General features: G+C 46.4%; 13 protein-coding genes and 2 tRNA genes. 9 read left to right on the forward strand and 6 right to left on the reverse strand.

Features of this window, described 5'->3' with window-relative positions; all coding sequences use genetic code 11:
- Positions 1 to 24 precede the first annotated feature (24 nt).
- Positions 25 to 1,287 (forward strand): MFS transporter, encoded by a 1,263-nt coding sequence (locus tag ACO5GU_RS06105; protein ID WP_484930432.1) that lies wholly within the window; start codon positions 25 to 27, stop codon positions 1,285 to 1,287.
- 62 nt (positions 1,288 to 1,349) lie between these two features.
- Here the strand turns inward: ACO5GU_RS06105 and ACO5GU_RS06110 are convergent, their stop codons facing one another.
- The 3 genes from ACO5GU_RS06110 to ACO5GU_RS06120 form a co-directional block, all read right to left on the reverse strand.
- Positions 1,350 to 2,981 carry an ATP-binding cassette domain-containing protein gene (locus ACO5GU_RS06110; RefSeq protein ID WP_484930433.1) on the reverse strand — a complete coding sequence of 544 codons (1,632 nt, stop codon included), beginning with the start codon at positions 2,979 to 2,981 and terminating at the stop codon, positions 1,350 to 1,352.
- Between the two features lie 192 nt (positions 2,982 to 3,173).
- Entirely contained in the window at positions 3,174 to 3,929 is a 756-nt protein-coding gene (locus ACO5GU_RS06115; RefSeq protein WP_484930434.1) for a spermidine synthase, read from the reverse strand.
- A gap of 73 nt (positions 3,930 to 4,002) precedes the next feature.
- The gene (locus ACO5GU_RS06120; RefSeq protein WP_484930435.1) at positions 4,003 to 5,361 is read right to left on the reverse strand and encodes a M18 family aminopeptidase; all 1,359 of its coding nucleotides are present in this window, start codon (positions 5,359 to 5,361) and stop codon (positions 4,003 to 4,005) included.
- A 153-nt stretch (positions 5,362 to 5,514) separates the two neighbouring features.
- Here ACO5GU_RS06120 and ACO5GU_RS06125 point away from each other — a divergent pair, with 153 nt between their 5' ends.
- The 6 genes from ACO5GU_RS06125 (at position 5,515) to ACO5GU_RS06150 (ending at position 12,484) form a co-directional block, all read left to right on the forward strand.
- Positions 5,515 to 6,483, forward strand: a complete 969-nt coding sequence (locus ACO5GU_RS06125; protein WP_035428071.1) for a 3'-5' exonuclease — start codon at positions 5,515 to 5,517, stop codon at positions 6,481 to 6,483.
- Between the two features lie 91 nt (positions 6,484 to 6,574).
- The gene (gene gltX, locus ACO5GU_RS06130) at positions 6,575 to 8,089 is read left to right on the forward strand and encodes a glutamate--tRNA ligase (protein ID WP_484930436.1); all 1,515 of its coding nucleotides are present in this window, start codon (positions 6,575 to 6,577) and stop codon (positions 8,087 to 8,089) included.
- Between the two features lie 133 nt (positions 8,090 to 8,222).
- A complete protein-coding gene (gene sdaAA / locus ACO5GU_RS06135) occupies positions 8,223 to 9,872 on the forward strand; it encodes an L-serine ammonia-lyase, iron-sulfur-dependent, subunit alpha (protein ID WP_484930437.1) in 1,650 nt (549 codons plus the stop codon).
- Positions 9,873 to 9,989: 117 nt separating this feature from the next.
- Positions 9,990 to 10,063, forward strand: a tRNA-Gln gene (locus tag ACO5GU_RS06140).
- A gap of 19 nt (positions 10,064 to 10,082) precedes the next feature.
- Positions 10,083 to 10,159: transfer RNA gene (locus ACO5GU_RS06145), tRNA-Glu, on the forward strand.
- A 168-nt stretch (positions 10,160 to 10,327) separates the two neighbouring features.
- Positions 10,328 to 12,484 carry a DUF6541 family protein gene (locus tag ACO5GU_RS06150; RefSeq protein WP_484930438.1) on the forward strand — a complete coding sequence of 719 codons (2,157 nt, stop codon included), beginning with the start codon at positions 10,328 to 10,330 and terminating at the stop codon, positions 12,482 to 12,484.
- A gap of 5 nt (positions 12,485 to 12,489) precedes the next feature.
- Here the strand turns inward: ACO5GU_RS06150 and metK are convergent, their stop codons facing one another.
- From metK to ACO5GU_RS06165, 3 genes are all read right to left on the reverse strand, one after another.
- Positions 12,490 to 13,752, reverse strand: a complete 1,263-nt coding sequence (metK, locus tag ACO5GU_RS06155) for a methionine adenosyltransferase (RefSeq protein WP_035431775.1) — start codon at positions 13,750 to 13,752, stop codon at positions 12,490 to 12,492.
- A 189-nt stretch (positions 13,753 to 13,941) separates the two neighbouring features.
- On the reverse strand, positions 13,942 to 14,655 hold the full coding sequence (locus ACO5GU_RS06160) for a TetR/AcrR family transcriptional regulator (protein ID WP_484846726.1): 714 nt from the start codon (positions 14,653 to 14,655) through the stop codon (positions 13,942 to 13,944).
- 144 nt (positions 14,656 to 14,799) lie between these two features.
- On the reverse strand, positions 14,800 to 16,224 hold the full coding sequence (locus tag ACO5GU_RS06165) for a CCA tRNA nucleotidyltransferase (protein ID WP_484819800.1): 1,425 nt from the start codon (positions 16,222 to 16,224) through the stop codon (positions 14,800 to 14,802).
- Positions 16,225 to 16,402: 178 nt separating this feature from the next.
- Here ACO5GU_RS06165 and ACO5GU_RS06170 point away from each other — a divergent pair, with 178 nt between their 5' ends.
- Positions 16,403 to 17,812: a putative DNA modification/repair radical SAM protein gene (locus ACO5GU_RS06170; RefSeq protein WP_484930439.1), complete on the forward strand. Its 1,410-nt coding sequence runs from the start codon at positions 16,403 to 16,405 to the stop codon at positions 17,810 to 17,812.
- Positions 17,784 to 18,797, forward strand: a complete 1,014-nt coding sequence (locus ACO5GU_RS06175; protein WP_035431863.1) for a TIGR03915 family putative DNA repair protein — start codon at positions 17,784 to 17,786, stop codon at positions 18,795 to 18,797. Before ACO5GU_RS06170 ends, ACO5GU_RS06175 begins: the two co-directional genes overlap by 29 nt.
- Positions 18,798 to 18,876: the final 79 nt, after the last annotated feature.

Raw genomic sequence — 18,876 nt, forward strand, 5'->3', positions numbered from 1 at the left:
TCTGGCCAAAAGAGAGGAGCCTCAGTGCTACATCGTTTACTCGGCACTAAATATGCATACGCCATCGTTGCAACTTGTATTGTCATCATGTTTTTGCCATGCGCCATTATCCTTACGTGCTTTGGCATCTTTATCACACCAGTTTCACAATATTTTGGCGTTCCCCGCGTTGCCTTCTCTGCGGTCTTCTCGGTACTCTGTATTGCCATGACGGTAGTTCTGCCATTCATGGGCAAGTTCTATAAAACACACGACACGCGCCTAGTGCTTTCTGCAAGCGTTATCATTTGCGCAATCTCATATGGAGCTATGTCAGCAGCTCAAGAAATGTGGCATTTTTATCTCTGCGCAGTGGGACTTGGTATTGGCGTACCTGCACTCATGTTTTTGTGCGTCCCCGCCCTCATTAACGATTGGTTTGACCAGCGCGTTGGTACTTTTATGGGCCTCTGCTTTGCATTCACCGGCATTGGTGGTACTGTCTTTAACCCCATCGGATCTGCCATTATCTCGTCTGGTCCTGAAGGTTGGCGCGCTTGCTATCTGATTTTTGCCCTGGTTATGCTTGTAGGAACACTCCCCTTCACCCTTTTTGTGGTGCGCGAGAAACCCCAAGACCTTGGCCTTACCCCTCTTACCTTCTCCTCTACTAACAAGAAAAACGTTGAGGTTGCAGAGACTTCTTCTACCGATATCTCCGCTGATAACGCAATAAAATATCCAGAGTTTTATATGGTTGCTGCGTTTTACGCGCTCATTACCTTTAACCAGCAAATCTCTCAGTACTTCCCAAGCTATGCAGCAACCTTTGCAGAAACTGCTCCTGCCATTGCCGCTGCCACAGGCCTTCTTGCTGGAACAACTATGCTGGGTCAAGCAATTGGAAAAGTGCTTCTAGGTGCTTTAAGCGATATCTCCGTGAAGCTTGCTTGCTTTGTAGGAATTTTCTCGGGTATTGTTGGCTTACTTTTGCTGGGAGTTAAACTTCCAGTGTTGCCACTCTTGCTGGCAGGAACCTTCCTTTTTGGAATTGCCTATGCCCTTACAACGGTCGGCTCGCCACTTTTGGTACGTGCGGTCTTTGGTAAAAAAGATTCCACTCTTATCTACTCAAGAATCGCTGGCGTTAGCAGCTTTGTCTCTGCTTGTGCTCTCATTATTTGGAGCCTGATTGTAGATGGTTCAGCCCATGGTTTCTTGGTACTCTTTGGCATTGGTATTGTACTGATGAGTGGCTGCCTGGCGCTTGCGCTCACCGCACTTAAGTACGCTGACAAACGAGCATAAGGTTATCTGGCTCTCTTGGGTCTGCTTCTGGATTTTGAGAATGAATTAAACCAAAGAAACCTTTAGGTACCACTAATAGTCAAGTGTGTATCAAATTTTAAAGAAGAAGGAAAAGACGTTTCGTGAGAAACAATAATAACAATTCTATTCTTGGAAAGATCCTGTATTTTCTGAGCAATAATCTCAATATTGTTCGGATCTAAGTTAGCAAATGGTTCGTCAAGCACTACAACTTTTGACGGACAAATTAGTGCTCTAAGAATAGACAGTCTCTTTCTTTCACCTCCAGAAAGATTCTCCCCTTCTTTGACAATATCTTTATTCAATATGTTTGTTCTGAATCCAAATTCATTTAGTAGATTCTCTAATTTCATTCTTTCCGATGATGAGAGATAATCTACGGTTTTAGGATATATTAAATTTTCTATCACGGACAAATTAAACAGCTTATTCGACTGTCCTGAATATGCGTACAAATTCAGGACATCTTCTCGAGAATAAATAGTCACTTCCCCACTCGAAGATTTAATTAAGCCTAAAAGAATTTTGAGCAAGGTGGATTTACCTACGCCACTTTTTCCGTCGATTAAGTTGACTCCTTCTTTAAATCTAAAAGTGACATCTTCAAGAATTGATTCAGATTCATAATTTTTTGATATGCCAGTCAAAACTACTTCTGATTCAGATGAATCAGAAATAAAATGGATAGCTGGGATCTCTTCAATTGGTTTTGAGATTATAAAGTCTATAAGCTTATCTGCACTTGAAACGGATTTTTGAATTAACTGAGAATATTTATTCAAATTTGAAAATGGATTATAAAATCTTTGTACGTAGAGCAAGAATGGGATGAGAATCATCCAATTTCCATTCTGCATTAACACGTCTTTACATAAAAAGAATAATGAAATCGCAACAAATAAATATCGAACGCTTTTCTCTATAACAAAGAAGATACTAAGTGCCGCACTCGATAAATTATCGTTCTCTAAAATATCAGTATTTATACGGTTAAAACGATCGGCTTCCCTCTCCTTACCTTTAAATATTTTAATATACGAAAAGTTATCATTAGTTTCATTAATCTTTTCAATCAAATCCTCATTGAATTTGATTGTATTTTCTGCAAACTTTTTTTGCTCAGATGCCGATATGTTGCCAATTAAAACTAATGGCAGTATGCCAATTACTAAAATAAATAATGAAGTGATATTTATTTGTGTCATAAAAAAGCAAATCCACACTGTATCGAATATATCTGAACACAAAGTAAAAAAACTTGTTGAAAAGATTAAGCTTAATCTACTTACGTTATTGTCTATCAAATTAATATAAAACGCATTGTCATGAATTATCGCTAATTCATATTCCATATCAATAAGTTTTGAATACGCTTTTTCTCTTACATTTTTAATGATGTCATTTGAAAAAATAGAGACTCTAAAGCAAAAGTAATTTCTAACTATTGTTGAAAACACAATTAACATCAAAAACTTAGCGCAGATAAAACCAATTTGAAAAAGATTATTTGTAACCGACGTGCTAAAAACTTCTGAAAGTGACTGCATATATTGAATCGAATAAATCTCAAGAAATGATGATAGAACCGCTAAAACGGCGAGAAAAACTAGTGCATTGATTTTTCCATTACCAATATGAAAGATTTCTTTTATTGATAAAAACGATTCTTTCATATATTCATATCTCCAATCAAGTGCACTGAACTAGACTAAAGAATTCAATTTACGGTGTGTCCAAACGAGAATCATTCAAAAACTAAAATCAGCAACTTCTATTTTACACTTCATTTTTTTATCAATGCTAATTCATTAACGTCACTAAAAACTTTTGACTAATAAATATCCAAAAGCTTGCGCTCACAGCGCTTAAGCACGCTGGAAAACGAGCATAAGATTATCTGGCTCTGTTGGGTCTGCTTCTGGATCCAAAGGTACAACTTCTACCTGCTCAAACGCAGTGCGAGCAGCATCCATGAGCTCATCAAGCTGATGTGCATCCTCTCCCACCTGTGCAGAAACTACATTGGTGAGATATCTTCCGCCAGGAGTAAGACAGTGGGCAACTTGACGCATCCACTCACTGGTCATCATAGCTGCAGGTGGAACTTCTCCGCTAAAACAGTCGTTTAAGATAGCGTCATAACGCTTGTTATGAGAGGTAGATAGGCTCTTTATATACTCAACGCCATCAGCTACCTGCACTTGAAGCCTACCATTGCTTTCTCTAATAACCTCATCCACAAAGAAGTAATTGCAAGCTAGAGATGCAATTTTGGGATCAAGTTCCAGCGCATCACAAGAAATCTCTGGATGATGAGCTACTAAATACCGAGGATACGAGCAGCCGCCAGCGCCCAACATCAAAACTGAGTGCACGGGGCAAGCAGCTTCAAACAGTAAGTCATACAGCTCAAGATAAGGAAATACCAGCTGATTCTTTCTAGAATCTGTGTATGTTGCACTCTCATAAGCGCCACCCTGCCACAGCACACGTATTTCTCCGCCTTCACCATCTGAGATAGGAAATACCAGTGCAGGACCATTCAGTGCCTGAGGTTCAACGTAAATACCTGCACAAGTTAGGAGCTCCATATCATGAGCAGTAAGCAGTTTTTCTGACATGGAGCTCCTTTAGGTGATGTGTTGTATGCGATATGTCTAAGTATAGCTAGTGCACGGGGTTTCTCGCCAGGTACTACCTCAACTCAAACGAATCGGCATCGGTGATGCAGACGCAGGTGTCATAGAACGCCTTAAGAGCCTGGTAGCCCAGAAGTGTGTCCTTGGTGCCTGCGGTCTCGTAAACAGAGTGCATAGCAAGCTGTGGAAGACCCACATCAACAGCATGCATACTGGCCTGAATGTTGGAGAGATTGCCCAGAGTAGATCCTCCTGGCATGTCGCTTCTGTTAGCAAAGACCTGGTAAGGAACGTTTTGCTGCTTCCAGATAGCCTCGACAATGGCACGACTGAACGCATCTGTGCAGTACGACTGACGTGCTGCTTCCTTGATAACCATGCCGCCATTGAGGTAAGGCTTGTTGGCCGCATCGTGCTTCTCTGGATAGTTGGGGTGCACCGCATGAGCATTGTCACAGCTCACCAGCAAAGATGCCGAGAGCGCGCGGTAGTAATCTTCCTGCGTAAAACCAAGCGTGGCATTTACGCGCTGCAGCGTATCTTTAAGGAACGTAGACTTAGCGCCCTGCTTGGTGTTTGAGCCAACTTCCTCGTTGTCAAAGCAGGTGTACACAGAGATGTCCTGCTCATTTGAGGAAGCAAGGAAAGCCTTAAGTGCCACAAAGGCGCACTGCAAATCATCAAGGTGACCAGCGGAAACAAACTCCTTCTTAGCACCCCAAATACGGCCACCCGTGTGATCAACTAAGAACAAATCACGAGAAAGAATGTCTTCTTGAGACACGCCTGCTGCGTCAGCCACCAGGGCGTTAAAGGCGCCAGGATTAAGCTCTCCAGCGCTTAAGAGTGGCATCAGATCTTTAGCGCGGTTGAACTCTGGCGAGAGACCATTTTTGTGCTCAAGATGAATAGCCAAGCTTGGAATCATAACAACATCATCTTCAATGTTGACCAGCCTGGATTCTACCTTGTTTCCTACCTTGACCAGCACACGGCCGGCAATACCCAAAGGACGATCAAACCACGTGTGATCAAGCATGCCGCCGTATGCCTCAGTGTTCAGACGAAGCGAGTTGCCCTCACCGGTAAGCTCTGGCTGAGCTTTTACCTTGTAGGTTGGAGAATCGCCATGGGCAACAGCAAGCTGGAAGTGATAAGGAGCATCAACGCTTGAGGTTTGAGGCTCACGGTACTTCTCGCCAACTTTCCAGGCAACAATTGAAGAATTGTTGCGCGTGGTAAAGTAAGAGCCTCCTGGCTGAACATCCCAAGAAGAACCCTCGGAGAGATAGGTAAAACCATTCTCTAACAGGTACTCTTTGATGGTTTGTGTGGTATGAAACATAGAAGGGCTCTGCTTAATAAAAGCAAGGAGCTCCTCAGAAAGAGCAAGTGACTCATTCAAATCAGACATGCGTAAAACCTTTCATAGAACTGTGTTGCACTCAACAGCCTAGCACGCATTTTTAGTGAGGCGCGCACTTTCTAGAAAATGACGCAAAGAATACGCGCTTCAGGGTAGATACTTATATGTTGAACTAATTCTCACCCACCAAAGCGAGAGTGTATGGATATCAATCAAGCTATTGAGCACGCTAATGCGTTTGTCATACCTGGCCTTCTTGTTGATGATCAGTCCATCATCGGCGAGGTCAACAAAAACTGTGATGCCATTAAAACGCTGCTTGATGCCTGGAAGGAAGCGCCACTTGGCCAAGAGCCTGTAGAGTTTTCTGTCATTCAGCAGCTTGCTGATAGAACGCGCTCGCTCTGCGATACCTACGGTGTGGAGAGGCTCAGAAACCATCGAGGCGTTGGCCTTTCTCGCGGTCTTTCAAACGACGACCTTGCGGCTGCTGTTGCAAAGATGCAGCGTCGTCGTCCTAAGGCTGTCTTTAAAACCGCAGGTCCGCTCCTTAACGACTTGCAAATTGCGTATGTCGAGAAGAGCGTTTCTGGCACGGTTTTGGGCATTGATATTGAGACTACCTCGCGCTTCCCTGAGCTGGGCTACATAGTTAACGTGGGCTTTGAGTTCTGGAATCTTGGTCGCAACACCGTTGCCGTAGAGCCTCACACTGCCTACTTTGGCATCCCAGAGATGTACAAAGAAAAGGGCGTCCCTCTTGCCGATATTCACCAGATTACCTGGAAAGATGTTGAAGGCAAAAAATCATTTAGAGACGATAAAAAAGCCCAAGAGGCCCTGCTGGCAACTATGAAGAAGATTCCTTTTATGGCCCACAATGCTGCCTTTGAGGATTCTTGGTTCATGTTCAACATTGATGGCTACGCAGAGGCTAGAAAAGCGGGCAAGATTATTGTCATTGACTCCCGTGATATCTGCCGTCGTTTGGACCCAGAAATTAGGTCTCTTCCGCGAGAGTCTTCCCCTGCCGCACTTGAGAACTGGGCACGTCGTAGGCACACGCTCGCAGCGGACGAGAAGGAACGTCACTTGGGACTTGAAGACGTAGACCTTATGATTCGTACCGTGCAAGCAGAATTTGCAGACCACAATATGTTTGAAGACTAGGCAACGTTGTCGGTTACCTGTGTTCAAGCGTTATACTAAAGAGTGCATAAACTAGATTTTCTCGCTAGAAAATAACTGCCAAGGAGGAGTTTTGTCAGAGAAGCAGGTTAGAGTACGTTTTGCGCCATCACCAACAGGTAAGTTGCACATCGGAGGTGCACGTACTGCTATCTATAACTGGGCTTTTGCTCGCGCAAATGGTGGCAAGTTTATTCTTCGTATTGATGACACAGATCCTACGCGCTCAACTGAGGAGAACACTCAGATTATTCTGCGCGCCATGAAGTGGCTTGGTCTTGATTGGGACGAGGGTCCAGATAAGGGCGGCGATTGCGGTCCTTATAGCCAGACCGAGCGTCTTGATTTGTATCGTGAGGCAGCAAATAAACTGCTGGCAGAGGGCAAGGCATACCCTTGCTTCTGCACGCCAGAGAAGCTCGCTGAAGACAAGAAGGCCGCAGAAGAGCGCCACGACCCCTTCCAGGGCTATCAGCGTACCTGCAGAAACATTGATCCTGCAGAGGCACAGCGCCGCATTGATGCTGGCGAGCCTTATACCATCCGTATCAAGGTTCCTCTGGACCGCGGTGACGTTATTGTCCACGACGCTGTTCACGGCGACGTAACCTTTAACGCTCGCGAGCTTGATGACTTTATCATCTTCCGTTCTGACGGCACCCCAACTTATAACTTTGCCACCGTTGTTGATGATGCTGGTATGGGCATTACCCACATCATTCGTGGCGATGACCACCTGTCTAACACTCCTCGTCAGATTATAGTGTACGAGGCTCTGGGCGCACCTGTTCCAACCTTCGCGCACATCTCCATGATTTTGGGTCCTGACGGCAAGAAGCTCTCCAAGCGCCATGGAGCAACCTCTGTTGAAGAGTATCGTGACCAGGGCTATCTTGCAGATGCCTTTGTCAACTACCTGGCTCTTCTCGGCTGGTCACTTGATGGCGAGACAACCATTGTTCCTCGCGACGTTTTGGCATCTCAGTTCTCTCTGGACCACGTTTCCAAGAACCCTGCTAAGTCCGATCCAGAGCGTCTGAACTGGATTAATGCAACGTATCTTGCCAATATGGACAACCAGACCTTTGCAAAAACTGTTCTGATTCCAGAGCTTGTAAGCGCAGGTCTAGAGCCTGTTCAGGGCAATACAACTGACGCAGATGAGATTTACGCAACTCGTCCAAGCTGGTATGACCTGCTCTCCGAGATTCTTCGTCCTCGTACCACAGTAAGCCCAGACGTCATTGAGAAGTCCCGCTTCCTATATGAAGGCGCAAACGTCACCTTTGACCAGAAGAGTGTTGAGAAGGGCCTTACCAAAGACGCTGCTCAGAGTGTTACCGTCCTTGCGGCTGCAAAGACCGCTCTTGAGGGCGTTTCTGAAGACGAGTGGAAGGCTGCAGCAATTGACGCTGCCCTTGAGGTGCTTCCAGAGCAGCTTGACCTTAAGAAACGCATTGTCTTCCAGTCCATTCGTGTTGCTGAGTGCGGCAACATGGTCTCCCCTCCTCTTGGAGAGTCTATGGAGCTTCTTGGTCGTGAGGTTTGCCTTGCTCGCCTTGACCGCGCTCTGGAGCTTTGCAAATAACGCGCTGAATGCGCGCCTGCCGCGTATTCTTCCAAGCGTAAGTGGGTATCAAAAGTAAAACCACTCAAGAGCTGTAAAACAGATGGTTTTGCAGCTCTTTTATCGTTATCGTTTGTTTAGTTTTGGAGTAGCTATGATTTCTATGTCTGCGTTTGAGGTCCTAGGCCCCATTATGGTGGGTCCTTCTTCCTCGCACACAGCAGGAGCCCTGCGCATTGCCCTGGTTGCACGCTCGCTTGCACCAAAGCAGCTGGAGCGCGTTGAGTTTTGGCTCTACAACTCCTTCTCTCATACCCACCTTGGTCACGGCACTGATTACGCTCTGATTGCAGGTATTTTGGGCCTTGCTCCAGACGATACACGCGTACGTGAAGCGCTCACGTTGGCAGAAGAAGCCCACCTCGACTACAGCGTTATTGAAAAGGGCGACGACGAGACTCTGCATCCAAACACCGTAGAAATTCATCTCTTTGGCGCAGATAACGTTCACGTTTCTGTTATGGGTGAGTCCGTAGGTGGCGGCCGTATTCGCATCTCTGGCGTCAATGGCGTACGCATTCGCATGTCTGGTGATATGCCCACCATTTTTGTTTCACATCGCGATAAACCCGGTGTTCTTGCAGCTCTCACTACTATTTTGGCTACACAAAACATCAATGTTGCAACTATGCGCACCTTCCGCTCAGAGCGCGGCGGCTTTGCGCACACCGTCTTTGAGATTGACGAGCCCATTGAGCAGAAGGTCCTCGACCTCTTCCAGCTGGCGCCTCACGTTTCCTATGCCGCTCAGGTTTCCATTCCAGGAGCAGCTCCACAGGTCACAAACGACGTGCTTTCAGGAGCCTTTGACAACGGCGCAGATCTTCTCGCCAGGTGCTCCAAGACGGGAGCCTCCATTGGCCAGATTATGCGCCAGCGCGAGAAGGACCTGCGGCCAGATGCCGACGTAGACGCCGAGATGGCTCATGTTCTTGAGATTATGCGCGATGAGGTTCACGACACTATCAAGACACCTCGTCAATCCATTGGTGGTCTGCTCAACGGTCAGGCCAAAACCGTAGCAAACACCCCAACAGCAATCTCAAGTGCGCTTATGGGCACCACGCAAACACGAGCCGTTGCCTACGCTATGGCCGTGCTTGAGCGCTCAGCAACCATGGGCGTCATTGTTGCCGCTCCTACTGCAGGAGCTTCTGGCGTTGTACCAGGATCGCTTATCTCGGTAGCAGAAGAGATTGGTGCCACCGACGAGCAAGTTATCTCTGCGCTTTGGAATGCAAGTGCTATTGGAGCCATCCTAACCACCAACGCAAGTGTTTCTGGCGCTGAGGGCGGCTGTCAGGCAGAGGTTGGATCTGCTGCTGCCATGAGCGCATCTGCACTGACCGAGCTCTTGGGTGGCACTCCACAACAGTGCTTGGACGCTGCTTCTATTGCCATCTCTAACCTTCTAGGACTAGTCTGTGACCCTGTCAGAGGACTGGTTGAGTATCCTTGCCAAGATAGAAACGCTATTGGTGTAGCCGCTGCCGTAAGCTCTTCTCAGCTTGCTCTTGCGGGCGTTGGTAACCCAATTCCGTTTGATGAGGTTGCGCACGCTATGGCAGAAGTTGGCGCCGCGCTCCCTGTTTCTCTCAGAGAAACAGCTAAAGGTGGTCTTGCCGCAACTCCAAGCGCTCCTACCGCATGCGCAAGTTGCACCGGTTGTGCCCCTCTTGACCAGGCGCTTATTGATGCAGAACGCATGCTCAGCTCAAATACTAGAGACGTTCCTTGCGCTTAGGGATGCGTTTTGTATAATATTTTTTGCTGCAAACAGAATTTCTTGAAATTATTGCTTGCATCTCTGACGAGTCTCCTTTATAGTTATTTCTCGCGCTGATGCGCACGGATGACATCTTGGGATATCGTCTAGTGGTAGGACAGCGGATTCTGGTTCCGTCAACGGGAGTTCGACTCTCTCTATCCCAGCCATGTCCTCCCAGTCATACATGGCCCGTTCGTCTAGCGGTTCAGGACGCCGCCCTCTCAAGGCGGAGATCACCAGTTCGAATCTGGTACGGGCTACCAAATGTTCAAGGACTTCTTCGGAAGTCCTTTTTGTTTATCTCAACACCACTTTTGCTTCTATCGTAAAATAGACCAGTCTGTTTGAAATAACTGTCACGCCCAGTTGTATGACCCAGACGTGCGACCCAGAAGTATAAGAATTTTTACTAACACCTTGATTGGATCAGGATGTGGCTTGAGTTCTTCCAAAGTGTAGTTGTCATTATTGCCCTGCTCTACGTGCCGGGTGTCATTTTGTTGCATGCTTCCGGCATGCCAAAGCCCTGGGCACTTGTTAGTGCTCCTTTGGTTAGCTGCGCACTCTTCTTTATTGAGGGAGAAATCTTTAGCGCACTGAACATCCCCATCCCCTTGGCTGTAATGGTTCTTGTTCCACTGCTTATCGCAGTTCTAGTCAATGGCTACGTTTTTTATGTTGCTCCCAAACACAAAGAACACCACAGAGGCGAGAAACCCGTCAAATCCAAAGCAATACGCGCTGGCAAGCAATTAACTAGCCCTGCACCAGCATTCATCTGCGAAGAACTCCCTTTCTGGATGCCTCTTCTGTACGTTGCAATTGGTCTTCTTACCGTAGGGTTTCTCTTCTTACCAACCCTGCCCTCTGCCAGCTCCTTTGTTCAGGGCTGGGACATTGTGCATCACTTAGATGTCACGCAGGCAATGATTGAGTCTCAAAAGTACTCATCAATTCACTATGACTTCTACAGCACCGTAGAAGCTTCAATTACACCTTGGGAGCCGGGGACTTCAGGATTTTATCCTTCAGGCTGGAACATCATTGTTGCACTAACAACGCAGCTTGTTTCTACAACCGTTCCTATTGCAGGTAATGCACTCAACTTTGTCAGTGCAGCCATTGTCTTTCCACTCTCAATCTGCTCACTTATTGCAAAAGTTCTTCCTAAACATCGCATTGCGCTTATCAGTGGAGCTTTTGTTTGCCTAGCATTTTTTGTTTTCCCTTGGTCGCTTCTCATCTATGGACCAATCTTTCCTAACACCGTAGCCTTCTGTGCAATGCCTTCTATTTGGTGGATTTTTATGCAGATGACTCGCTCAAAAACACCAAAACACGACCTCATCTGGCTTATTGTCATATTTGTTCTTGGCTTGATTACCCTCTTTATCTTGCATCCTTCCACGATTTTCTCGTCAATTGTTGTGCTTCTACCTTGGAGTTTTGCGCGCATTGGAGAGTCAAAACGCAGAGTTGTTCTCTTTGGAAAACAAATCAAGCCTGTTACGCTGGCATACGTATTCTTTATCTTTGCGCTGGTTATTTGGTCTGTTTTCTACTACGTTTTGATTGTTCGAGGCGTGGCTCTCAATTTCTGGTGGAGCGCCTACTCAAGCCTGCAAGATGCTATTTTGCACGCTCTTGGTATGGACTTTATTGGACAGTCGTACGCAGGTGGAGAGCTTGTTTCTCCACAACCGATACTTTCAATCTGCGTGCTTGTAGGCGCTGTATGGACGTTTAAGCACAAGCAGGCTCGATGGATGGTATCTGCCTTTATGTACCTGTCTATACTCTGCATTTTTATTATTACGTTTGACGTTCCTCTGAAGGGATATCTCTCAGGATTTTGGTATACCGATCCATTCCGCATTGCGGCAAGCTGCGTCATTATGGCAATTCCGCTAGCAGCGCTTGGCCTGGCCACCCTTGCCGGGGCTGCTCTGGAAACGTTTGCCTCTTGGCGAGAAAAAGCTACTCAGGCTCAGACCAAAGCTCAGACCTGCGTCTTTTGCAACGTTTGGACTAAACCTCTGATTGCTGGCGCAGTTATTGCGTGTGTGGTTGTGCTCAACTATGTGGTTCCTATGCCAAACCTTAAATCTGAAAAGCCAATTCCTGCTGCTACTGCCTTTAAACAGGCTTCCGAGAAGGCCTATGGTGATCACTACATTTTGACATCGGAAGAATTGGAGTTTTTACGTCGCGTGGAGCTTACCGTTCCTGCAGGTGCTGTTATTGCAAACCTACCTCAAGATGGCAGTCTCTGGGCGTATGGCACTAACGACTTACATGTGCTCTGGCGCTTCCCTAACGGCTATGACGCTTCAGAACGTCCTGCAAGTGCAATTCTTCGTAAACGCCTTAATCGCATTGCCAGCGATCCCGAGGTACTTCAAACGGCACGCGACCTTAACGTGCAGTATGTCCTTATTCTGAACAACGTTGTTGATTACTCCAACGCTGTTACCAGTACTTACAAACCTGGAACCTTCAGAGGTATCACGCAAATAACAGACACCACCCCAGGTTTTGAGGTGGTGCTGGAAGAAGGTTCTATGAGGTTGTACAAGATTACCTTGTAAGAACGTTATGCCTGAATTGCAGAAACTGCGTCCTTAAGCTCCTGAACACGATCAGTTGCTTCCCATGTGAAGTCTGGGTCTTTGCGGCCAAAGTGTCCGTATGCTGCTGTCTTAGAGAAGATAGGACGACGCAGCTTAAGATCTCTGATAATGGCACCAGGACGAAGATCAAAGACCTTCTCGATAGCCTGCTCAATAACAGCATCGTCAACAATGCCAGTGCCAAAAGTATCAACCATGATAGACAGTGGATGAGAAACACCAATGGCGTAGGCAAGCTGAACTTCGCATTTCTTGGCAAGACCAGCTGCTACAACGTTCTTTGCAACCCAACGTGCTGCATATGCTGCTGAACGGTCAACCTTGGTGCAATCCTTTCCAGAGAAAGCGCCGCCGCCATGACGACCCATGCCGCCATAGGTATCAACAATAATCTTTCTGCCGGTAAGACCAGTATCTCCCATAGGTCCACCAACAACAAAGCGACCAGTTGGATTAACGTAAATGTCAGCGTTATCCCAAGCAATGTTGACCTCACCCATAACAGGTGCAATAACGTGGTCGATCATATCCTGCTTGATAACAGACATGTCTTCAATCTCTGGAGCATGCTGCGTGGAAACAACAATGGCTGTGACCTCAACGGGCTTCTCGTCCTCATAACGAACGGTAACCTGAGTTTTGCCATCTGGACGCAAGTACTCAACCTCGCCAGACTTACGCACCTCTGAAAGGCGCTGAGCCAGACGCTGTGCCAGGTAAGCTGGCATTGGCATAAGAACATCGGTCTCATCAGATGCAAAGCCAAACATCATGCCCTGATCGCCTGCGCCGATAAGATCAAGCGGATCGGTAGTGCGTCCTGCCTGCGTGTCATAGGACTGATCAACGCCCTGAGCAATATCGGGGCTTTGCTCGTGAATGAGGCTTAAAACGCCGCAGGTCTCGCAGTCAAAACCATATTTTGCGCGGTCATAGCCAATGTTTCTGAGAGTATTGCGAACAATCTCCTGGACATCAACGTAGGATTGAGTGCGAATTTCTCCTGCTACCACAATAGTTCCTGTAGTAGCAAAGGTCTCACATGCACAACGAACGTTATCCAAGCAAGCTGGAACACCACTTGGAGAAACGTATCCACGCTCTTCAAGCTCCGCCTCTTTTGCCAGGATTGCATCAAGAATTGCGTCAGAAATCTGATCACAAACCTTGTCTGGGTGTCCCTCAGTAACACTTTCCGAGGTAAACAGATAGTTTTTGTGTGCCATGAACTGTCCTTTCACGCATGGCTTCTCTGCTTATGCAGAATATTTGCGTTCTTCTACGCGCAACCACTCTTACTATACCCACCAAAGACACTTTTGAGCAGGATCAGTCAAGAAAATTGTAAAAAGAGCACCACAAGGGCGCTCTTTAAATTGCATAGTTAAACTGGCATTATGCAAAAACTCGTATGATTACTCGTCTATTCCAATGCCGGCAAGTGTCATATCTAGTAGATTCTGTGCAAGCTCATCAGAACCCTCCGCACCGTGGCGCTCTCCCATCAGGCCAATGGCCGAGAGAACCAATGCACCCGTAATAGAACAGGCAGCAAGTCTTGAATCAACACCCTGGCGAATAAAGCCTTGCAATTTTCCCATCTCAAGCTGATTAGCAAGGAGAACAACCACGCGGGAAAGTGGTCCCTCAATGTTGGTAATAAGCGCCTGCTCAGAGCTTGCAAGCTTGTTAATTAAAGCCAAAACCAAAGGTGAGTCAGGCAAAATATGAGCAGCAAGTTGAGCGATGATTGCATGAAGCGTCTCTTTTGAGGCAGGCTTATTACCAATGGTATGCGCAATATCTTTTGCAAGCTCATCAACGCTCTCGTCAAAGATTGCCTGCAAAAGGGCCTCTCTATCAGAAAAGTAGTAATATAGCGCGCCCTTTGAAAGACGAGCACGATCTGAAATCTCACTCATTTTGAAGTTGGTATTTCCACGAGCAAGCATGAGCTTGGTTGTCTCGTGCATAATACGCTTACGTGTAGCTGCGCTTTTCTTAGTACGAGCTTCAGCACGAATATGAGAAATGGAAGGCGCTGGAGCTTCAGGTTCTTCTGCAGGCTGTTGTTCATAAGCATTGTGATGTATGACTTCTAACGTAATATAATCGCGCTTCTCGCCCATGAACTCCCCCATACGACACTATCCGTCATATAAAATGACGCCTCTCTGATAATTTTTTATGCCTACTATACCGTTTTACCGAACCTATAAAAATACAAAGGCCTTACTTTTTTTATTGATTAAATCTGGCACTCTTTATTATTTTTACCAATTACCCTGAGCAAGAATGGCGAGAAGATCTTCTTTTCTATTCTTCACTTGACCTGCTAAATAAAGCTCAAAAAGCCTACGTTGACACACACCGACAGCAGGTCCTGGCTGAAGCGAGAGCACTTCCATAATTTCTGCGCCCGAAATGCACAGCTCTTGCGGATGCTGAGCAATCTCTTGTTTTGCCTCATGTAAGAGGAGCTCTCTCATAGCTTCAAGCGTTACTGCGTAGCTGCGATAAGGATTTGCCTTTGCCAAGGCATCAGCCTGCTTCAACGTCAAAAGGTCATACGCAAGGGCAATGCCATCCGATTTACTTGCCTCGGCTAACAGGGCAATCATATGCCTGAGAGACGTTGTTGTAATATCCACATCATAGTCATGTAATGCTACAAGAGCACAAACTTCATTGCTCAAATGTTGTGATAAAGCTAAACGTTTAAGTAGCGCCTTTGCTACAACCGCGCCCTTTTCTGGATGGCCATAAAAATGGCCTCTTCCATCTGCGTCAACGCTAAACATTTCTGGCTTTGCAATATCATGTAGAAGCGCCGCCCACCTAAGCGCAGGTGTTGCAGTACCTGCAGTAAAGGCTTCTGTTGCAGAGCAGACTCGAGCTGTATGTTCCAGCACGTCATAAGCATGATACGGACTTCTTTGATCAAAGTTTTGAAGTGGTAAGAGCTCTGGAATTGCTATCGCTAGAACAGGAAATCCCAGCTTGATAGCATGGGCAATATGGCCAGCCTCAACAATTTGAGCCACTTCCGAGCCAATGCGCTCAGATGCAACCTGAGAGAGTAGCGGCGCACACTCAGTAAGTGCCTGATGTGTCTTCTCCTCAATTGAAAACGAGAGTCTGCATGCAAACCGCAAGGCACGCAGCATGCGAAGAGCGTCCTCTGTAAAGCGAACCTTAGGCTCCCCAACAGCGCGAATTACACGCGCAGATAAATCTTCTTGACCGCCATAAAGATCAAGCAATCCCCTCTTTGGGTGATATGCCATTGCATTAATAGTGAAGTCTCTACGAGCAAGATCTTCCTCTATACGAGAGACAAACTGCACAGAATCAGGACGACGACCATCAAGATATTCTCCGTCACAGCGATACGTTGTGACCTCAATAGGGTGCTTCTCGACAACAGCAGTAACGGTTCCATATGCAATACCTGTTTCATGCACAGAAATGTCTGCAGCCTCAAAAGCCGCTTTGCTCTGCTGCCACGTTGCCGATGTTGTGATGTCAATGTCATGGGCAAATGAGCCGCGTAGGGCGTCTCGTACCCAGCCGCCTACAATCCACGCCTCAAATCCGGCATCTTCAAGAACTTCTAATGCACGCAACGCGTAGGTGGGAACTTGTAAATTCACGGGGCGAGAAAGGCATGGTGAAGAGCTGTTTTTCTGTATGCTCATGGCCATTCCTTCCGCAGTTGCTGATGGGAAAAGTATACATCCTTCACACGTCATTCACATTCTTTCTGCGGTTTTAAAATGACAAACATTTGTTCTAGATTTTTCTTTACTTCTTCCCCATTCGTGATAGTCTAAGTATACGAACAGACGTTCTATTTTCAAGTAGAAAGTTGCTGCCATGGATACTCTTGATAAACTCACCATACTTGCAGATGCAGCCAAATTTGACGCGGCGTGCACTTCTTCTGGTGTAGACAGAGATCCGCAGGCAGGAAAGGTAGGAATGGCCTCAGCGGCCGGCTGTTGCCACTCATTTACCCCTGATGGTCGCTGTATTACGCTGCTAAAAGTTTTACTTTCTAATGCTTGTTGTTATGACTGTGCTTACTGCGTCAATAGATCTTCTGCACAAACCAAGCGGGCTACCTTTACACCACAGGAATTAGCAGAGCTTACCGTAGATTTCTATAAAAGAAATTACATAGAGGGGCTCTTTCTTTCCTCAGGTGTTATAGGATCGCCAGACCACACCACAGAACTCATGATTGAATGCCTCTCCTACCTTAGGAATGAGTTGCTGTTTAACGGCTATGTTCATGCAAAAGTAATTCCCGGAACAGATCCAGATCTTATTGATGCTATTGGCCGCTTAGCAGATAGACTCTCTGTCAATCTGGAATTACCTAGCTCAACCTCACTTACTAAACTTTGTCCTCACAAAAACGCAGAAACGGTTACTAAACCCATGTCTTTCATTCACCGCCTACGCGTCTCTGAAGAAAGGCAATTGCTTGAAGCTAAAAATGCATCAAAGGGCATTGTGAAGTCTGTTGGCAAATATAAGGGCATTGTTATTCCTGCTCAGAAGCAGATCATAAAAGAAGGTTTAGCTCTTCGTTCAAACTGCTTGAAGAATACCTTTATGCGCTCATCAAGGGTGTCTTCAGACAAGAGGTCCTTCTCGCCTGCTGGGCAATCAACGCAAATTATCATTGGAGCTTCTCCAGAATCAGACAATCAAATATTGCACTTATCGCAAGCGCTTTATCAGCAATTTGAATTGAAACGAGTATTCTTCTCTGCCTATATTCCTGTTATAGAAGACCATCGTCTTCCAGAGTTGGGCACTCCTGTTCCCCTGCGTAGAGAACACCGTCTTTACCAGGCTGATTGGCTTATGCGCTACTATGCGTTTTCTCCTGATGAGTTGGTTTCTCCAGAAGCACCTTGGCTTGATTTAGAAATTGATCCAAAGCTTGGATGGGCGCTGGCACATCTTAATCAATTTCCTGTAGAGATTATGGATGCTCCACTAGAAATACTTTTACGAGTGCCCGGTATTGGCCCTACCGGCGCACGAAGAATTATTGCTGCAAGAAGACGGTCTCGCCTCACCTTTGATGATCTTAAACGGCTGGGAATACAGCTCAAACGATCTCATCACTTTCTCACCTGCTGTGGCGTAAGAGATGCCTCAGCTCCACTTGACCAAGAACTGATTAAACAGAGGGTAATTGCTGATGCCAAAGCAAGTTCGTACAACAAAACAAGACGCCGTATTGAGTCCTCTCAACTCAGGCTCTTCTGATCAAAGCGTAGAGCTTGTCTCACTTGTTCAGAGGCTTACAAGACTCTCCAAGCCTCAGAAGGTTGTTATCTCCTGTAATCCAAGCTTAGAAGGCGTTGTAGGGGCTGTAGGACTCACTTATCTCTCACATGCTAACCCCGCACACGTACGTCTTGTTAGAGAAAACTTTTGTCAGCCTAGCCTTGGGGAGCATGTTCTCTGTGGACCAGACCCTTCTGATGACTCAGTAGTAGCCTTGGCTAAACGAGTTCTAACTGGACTAGAGAAGAAAGTAGGCACAAGAGAAATAACACGTCGCATTGTTTTGGCATGTGCTTCAGATGCTCATACTATGCCGGAGATTGTGCATCGATACATTCGTCTTGCATTCTCCTATGGTGTAGGAGCCCTTGAAGATATTGCAGACCCAACCGTGGCAGAGTTTAATGCGCTGGCTAGGCAGGTAGAAACTGAGCGAGAGCATACGCGGCAATTTGTGCGGTTTTCTCGCATGTCAGATGGCTCTTTTATGTCTGTATTTCAACCTAACGCAAACGTAGTGCCACTAACTTGCAATTACTTTGTCAAACGGATGAGTACAGAGCGGTTTTTTATTGTTGATCCAGCTCATCATATAGTCAGTTTTTATGCACCAGAAATGAAGACCTTTGGAACAATTCAGCTGGACGATGCCTCTTTGGAAGAACTGCTCTCTAGAACAGACCTTGCGACTGATGAGAAATACGTGCAAGCCATGTGGAGGCGCTTCTATGAAGGAGTTGGTCTAGAGGGTCGCGGGCCTGCAGAAAGAGGATATGACTTGCGCGCCCATTGGATGCCAAAACGCGTATGGCAAGGACTCCCTGAACTCACTGCAAGTACAAATGCAGAAGCTGCGCGTAGCCAAGGCGTACCTGCTCGCTATCAGGGGCGAGAAAACAGAAAGGACGTGCATCATATAGAACAAAAGCAAACATTCTGCAAAGAGCTTACTTCTGGGTTATAAAGCTGCCGCTTAAGACGACTGATAACAATCATAACCACCCGCATAGCGGGTGGTTTGCTCTTAGGGTATAACCCTAAGT

The sequence above is a fragment of the Lancefieldella sp. genome, assembly GCF_057237245.1.

What these genes read in the sequence shown, in the direction of transcription:
- ACO5GU_RS06150 (WP_484930438.1), top strand. Translation starts at nt 10,328, where the DNA reads ATGTGGCTTGAGTTCTTCCAAAGTGTAGTTGTCATTATTGCCCTGCTC.
- ACO5GU_RS06160 (WP_484846726.1), bottom strand. Translation starts at nt 14,655, where the DNA reads ATGGGCGAGAAGCGCGATTATATTACGTTAGAAGTCATACATCACAAT.
- ACO5GU_RS06125 (WP_035428071.1), top strand. Translation starts at nt 5,515, where the DNA reads ATGGATATCAATCAAGCTATTGAGCACGCTAATGCGTTTGTCATACCT.
- sdaAA (WP_484930437.1), top strand. Translation starts at nt 8,223, where the DNA reads ATGATTTCTATGTCTGCGTTTGAGGTCCTAGGCCCCATTATGGTGGGT.
- ACO5GU_RS06165 (WP_484819800.1), bottom strand. Translation starts at nt 16,224, where the DNA reads ATGAGCATACAGAAAAACAGCTCTTCACCATGCCTTTCTCGCCCCGTG.
- ACO5GU_RS06170 (WP_484930439.1), top strand. Translation starts at nt 16,403, where the DNA reads ATGGATACTCTTGATAAACTCACCATACTTGCAGATGCAGCCAAATTT.
- ACO5GU_RS06110 (WP_484930433.1), bottom strand. Translation starts at nt 2,981, where the DNA reads ATGAAAGAATCGTTTTTATCAATAAAAGAAATCTTTCATATTGGTAAT.
- ACO5GU_RS06115 (WP_484930434.1), bottom strand. Translation starts at nt 3,929, where the DNA reads ATGTCAGAAAAACTGCTTACTGCTCATGATATGGAGCTCCTAACTTGT.
- metK (WP_035431775.1), bottom strand. Translation starts at nt 13,752, where the DNA reads ATGGCACACAAAAACTATCTGTTTACCTCGGAAAGTGTTACTGAGGGA.
- ACO5GU_RS06120 (WP_484930435.1), bottom strand. Translation starts at nt 5,361, where the DNA reads ATGTCTGATTTGAATGAGTCACTTGCTCTTTCTGAGGAGCTCCTTGCT.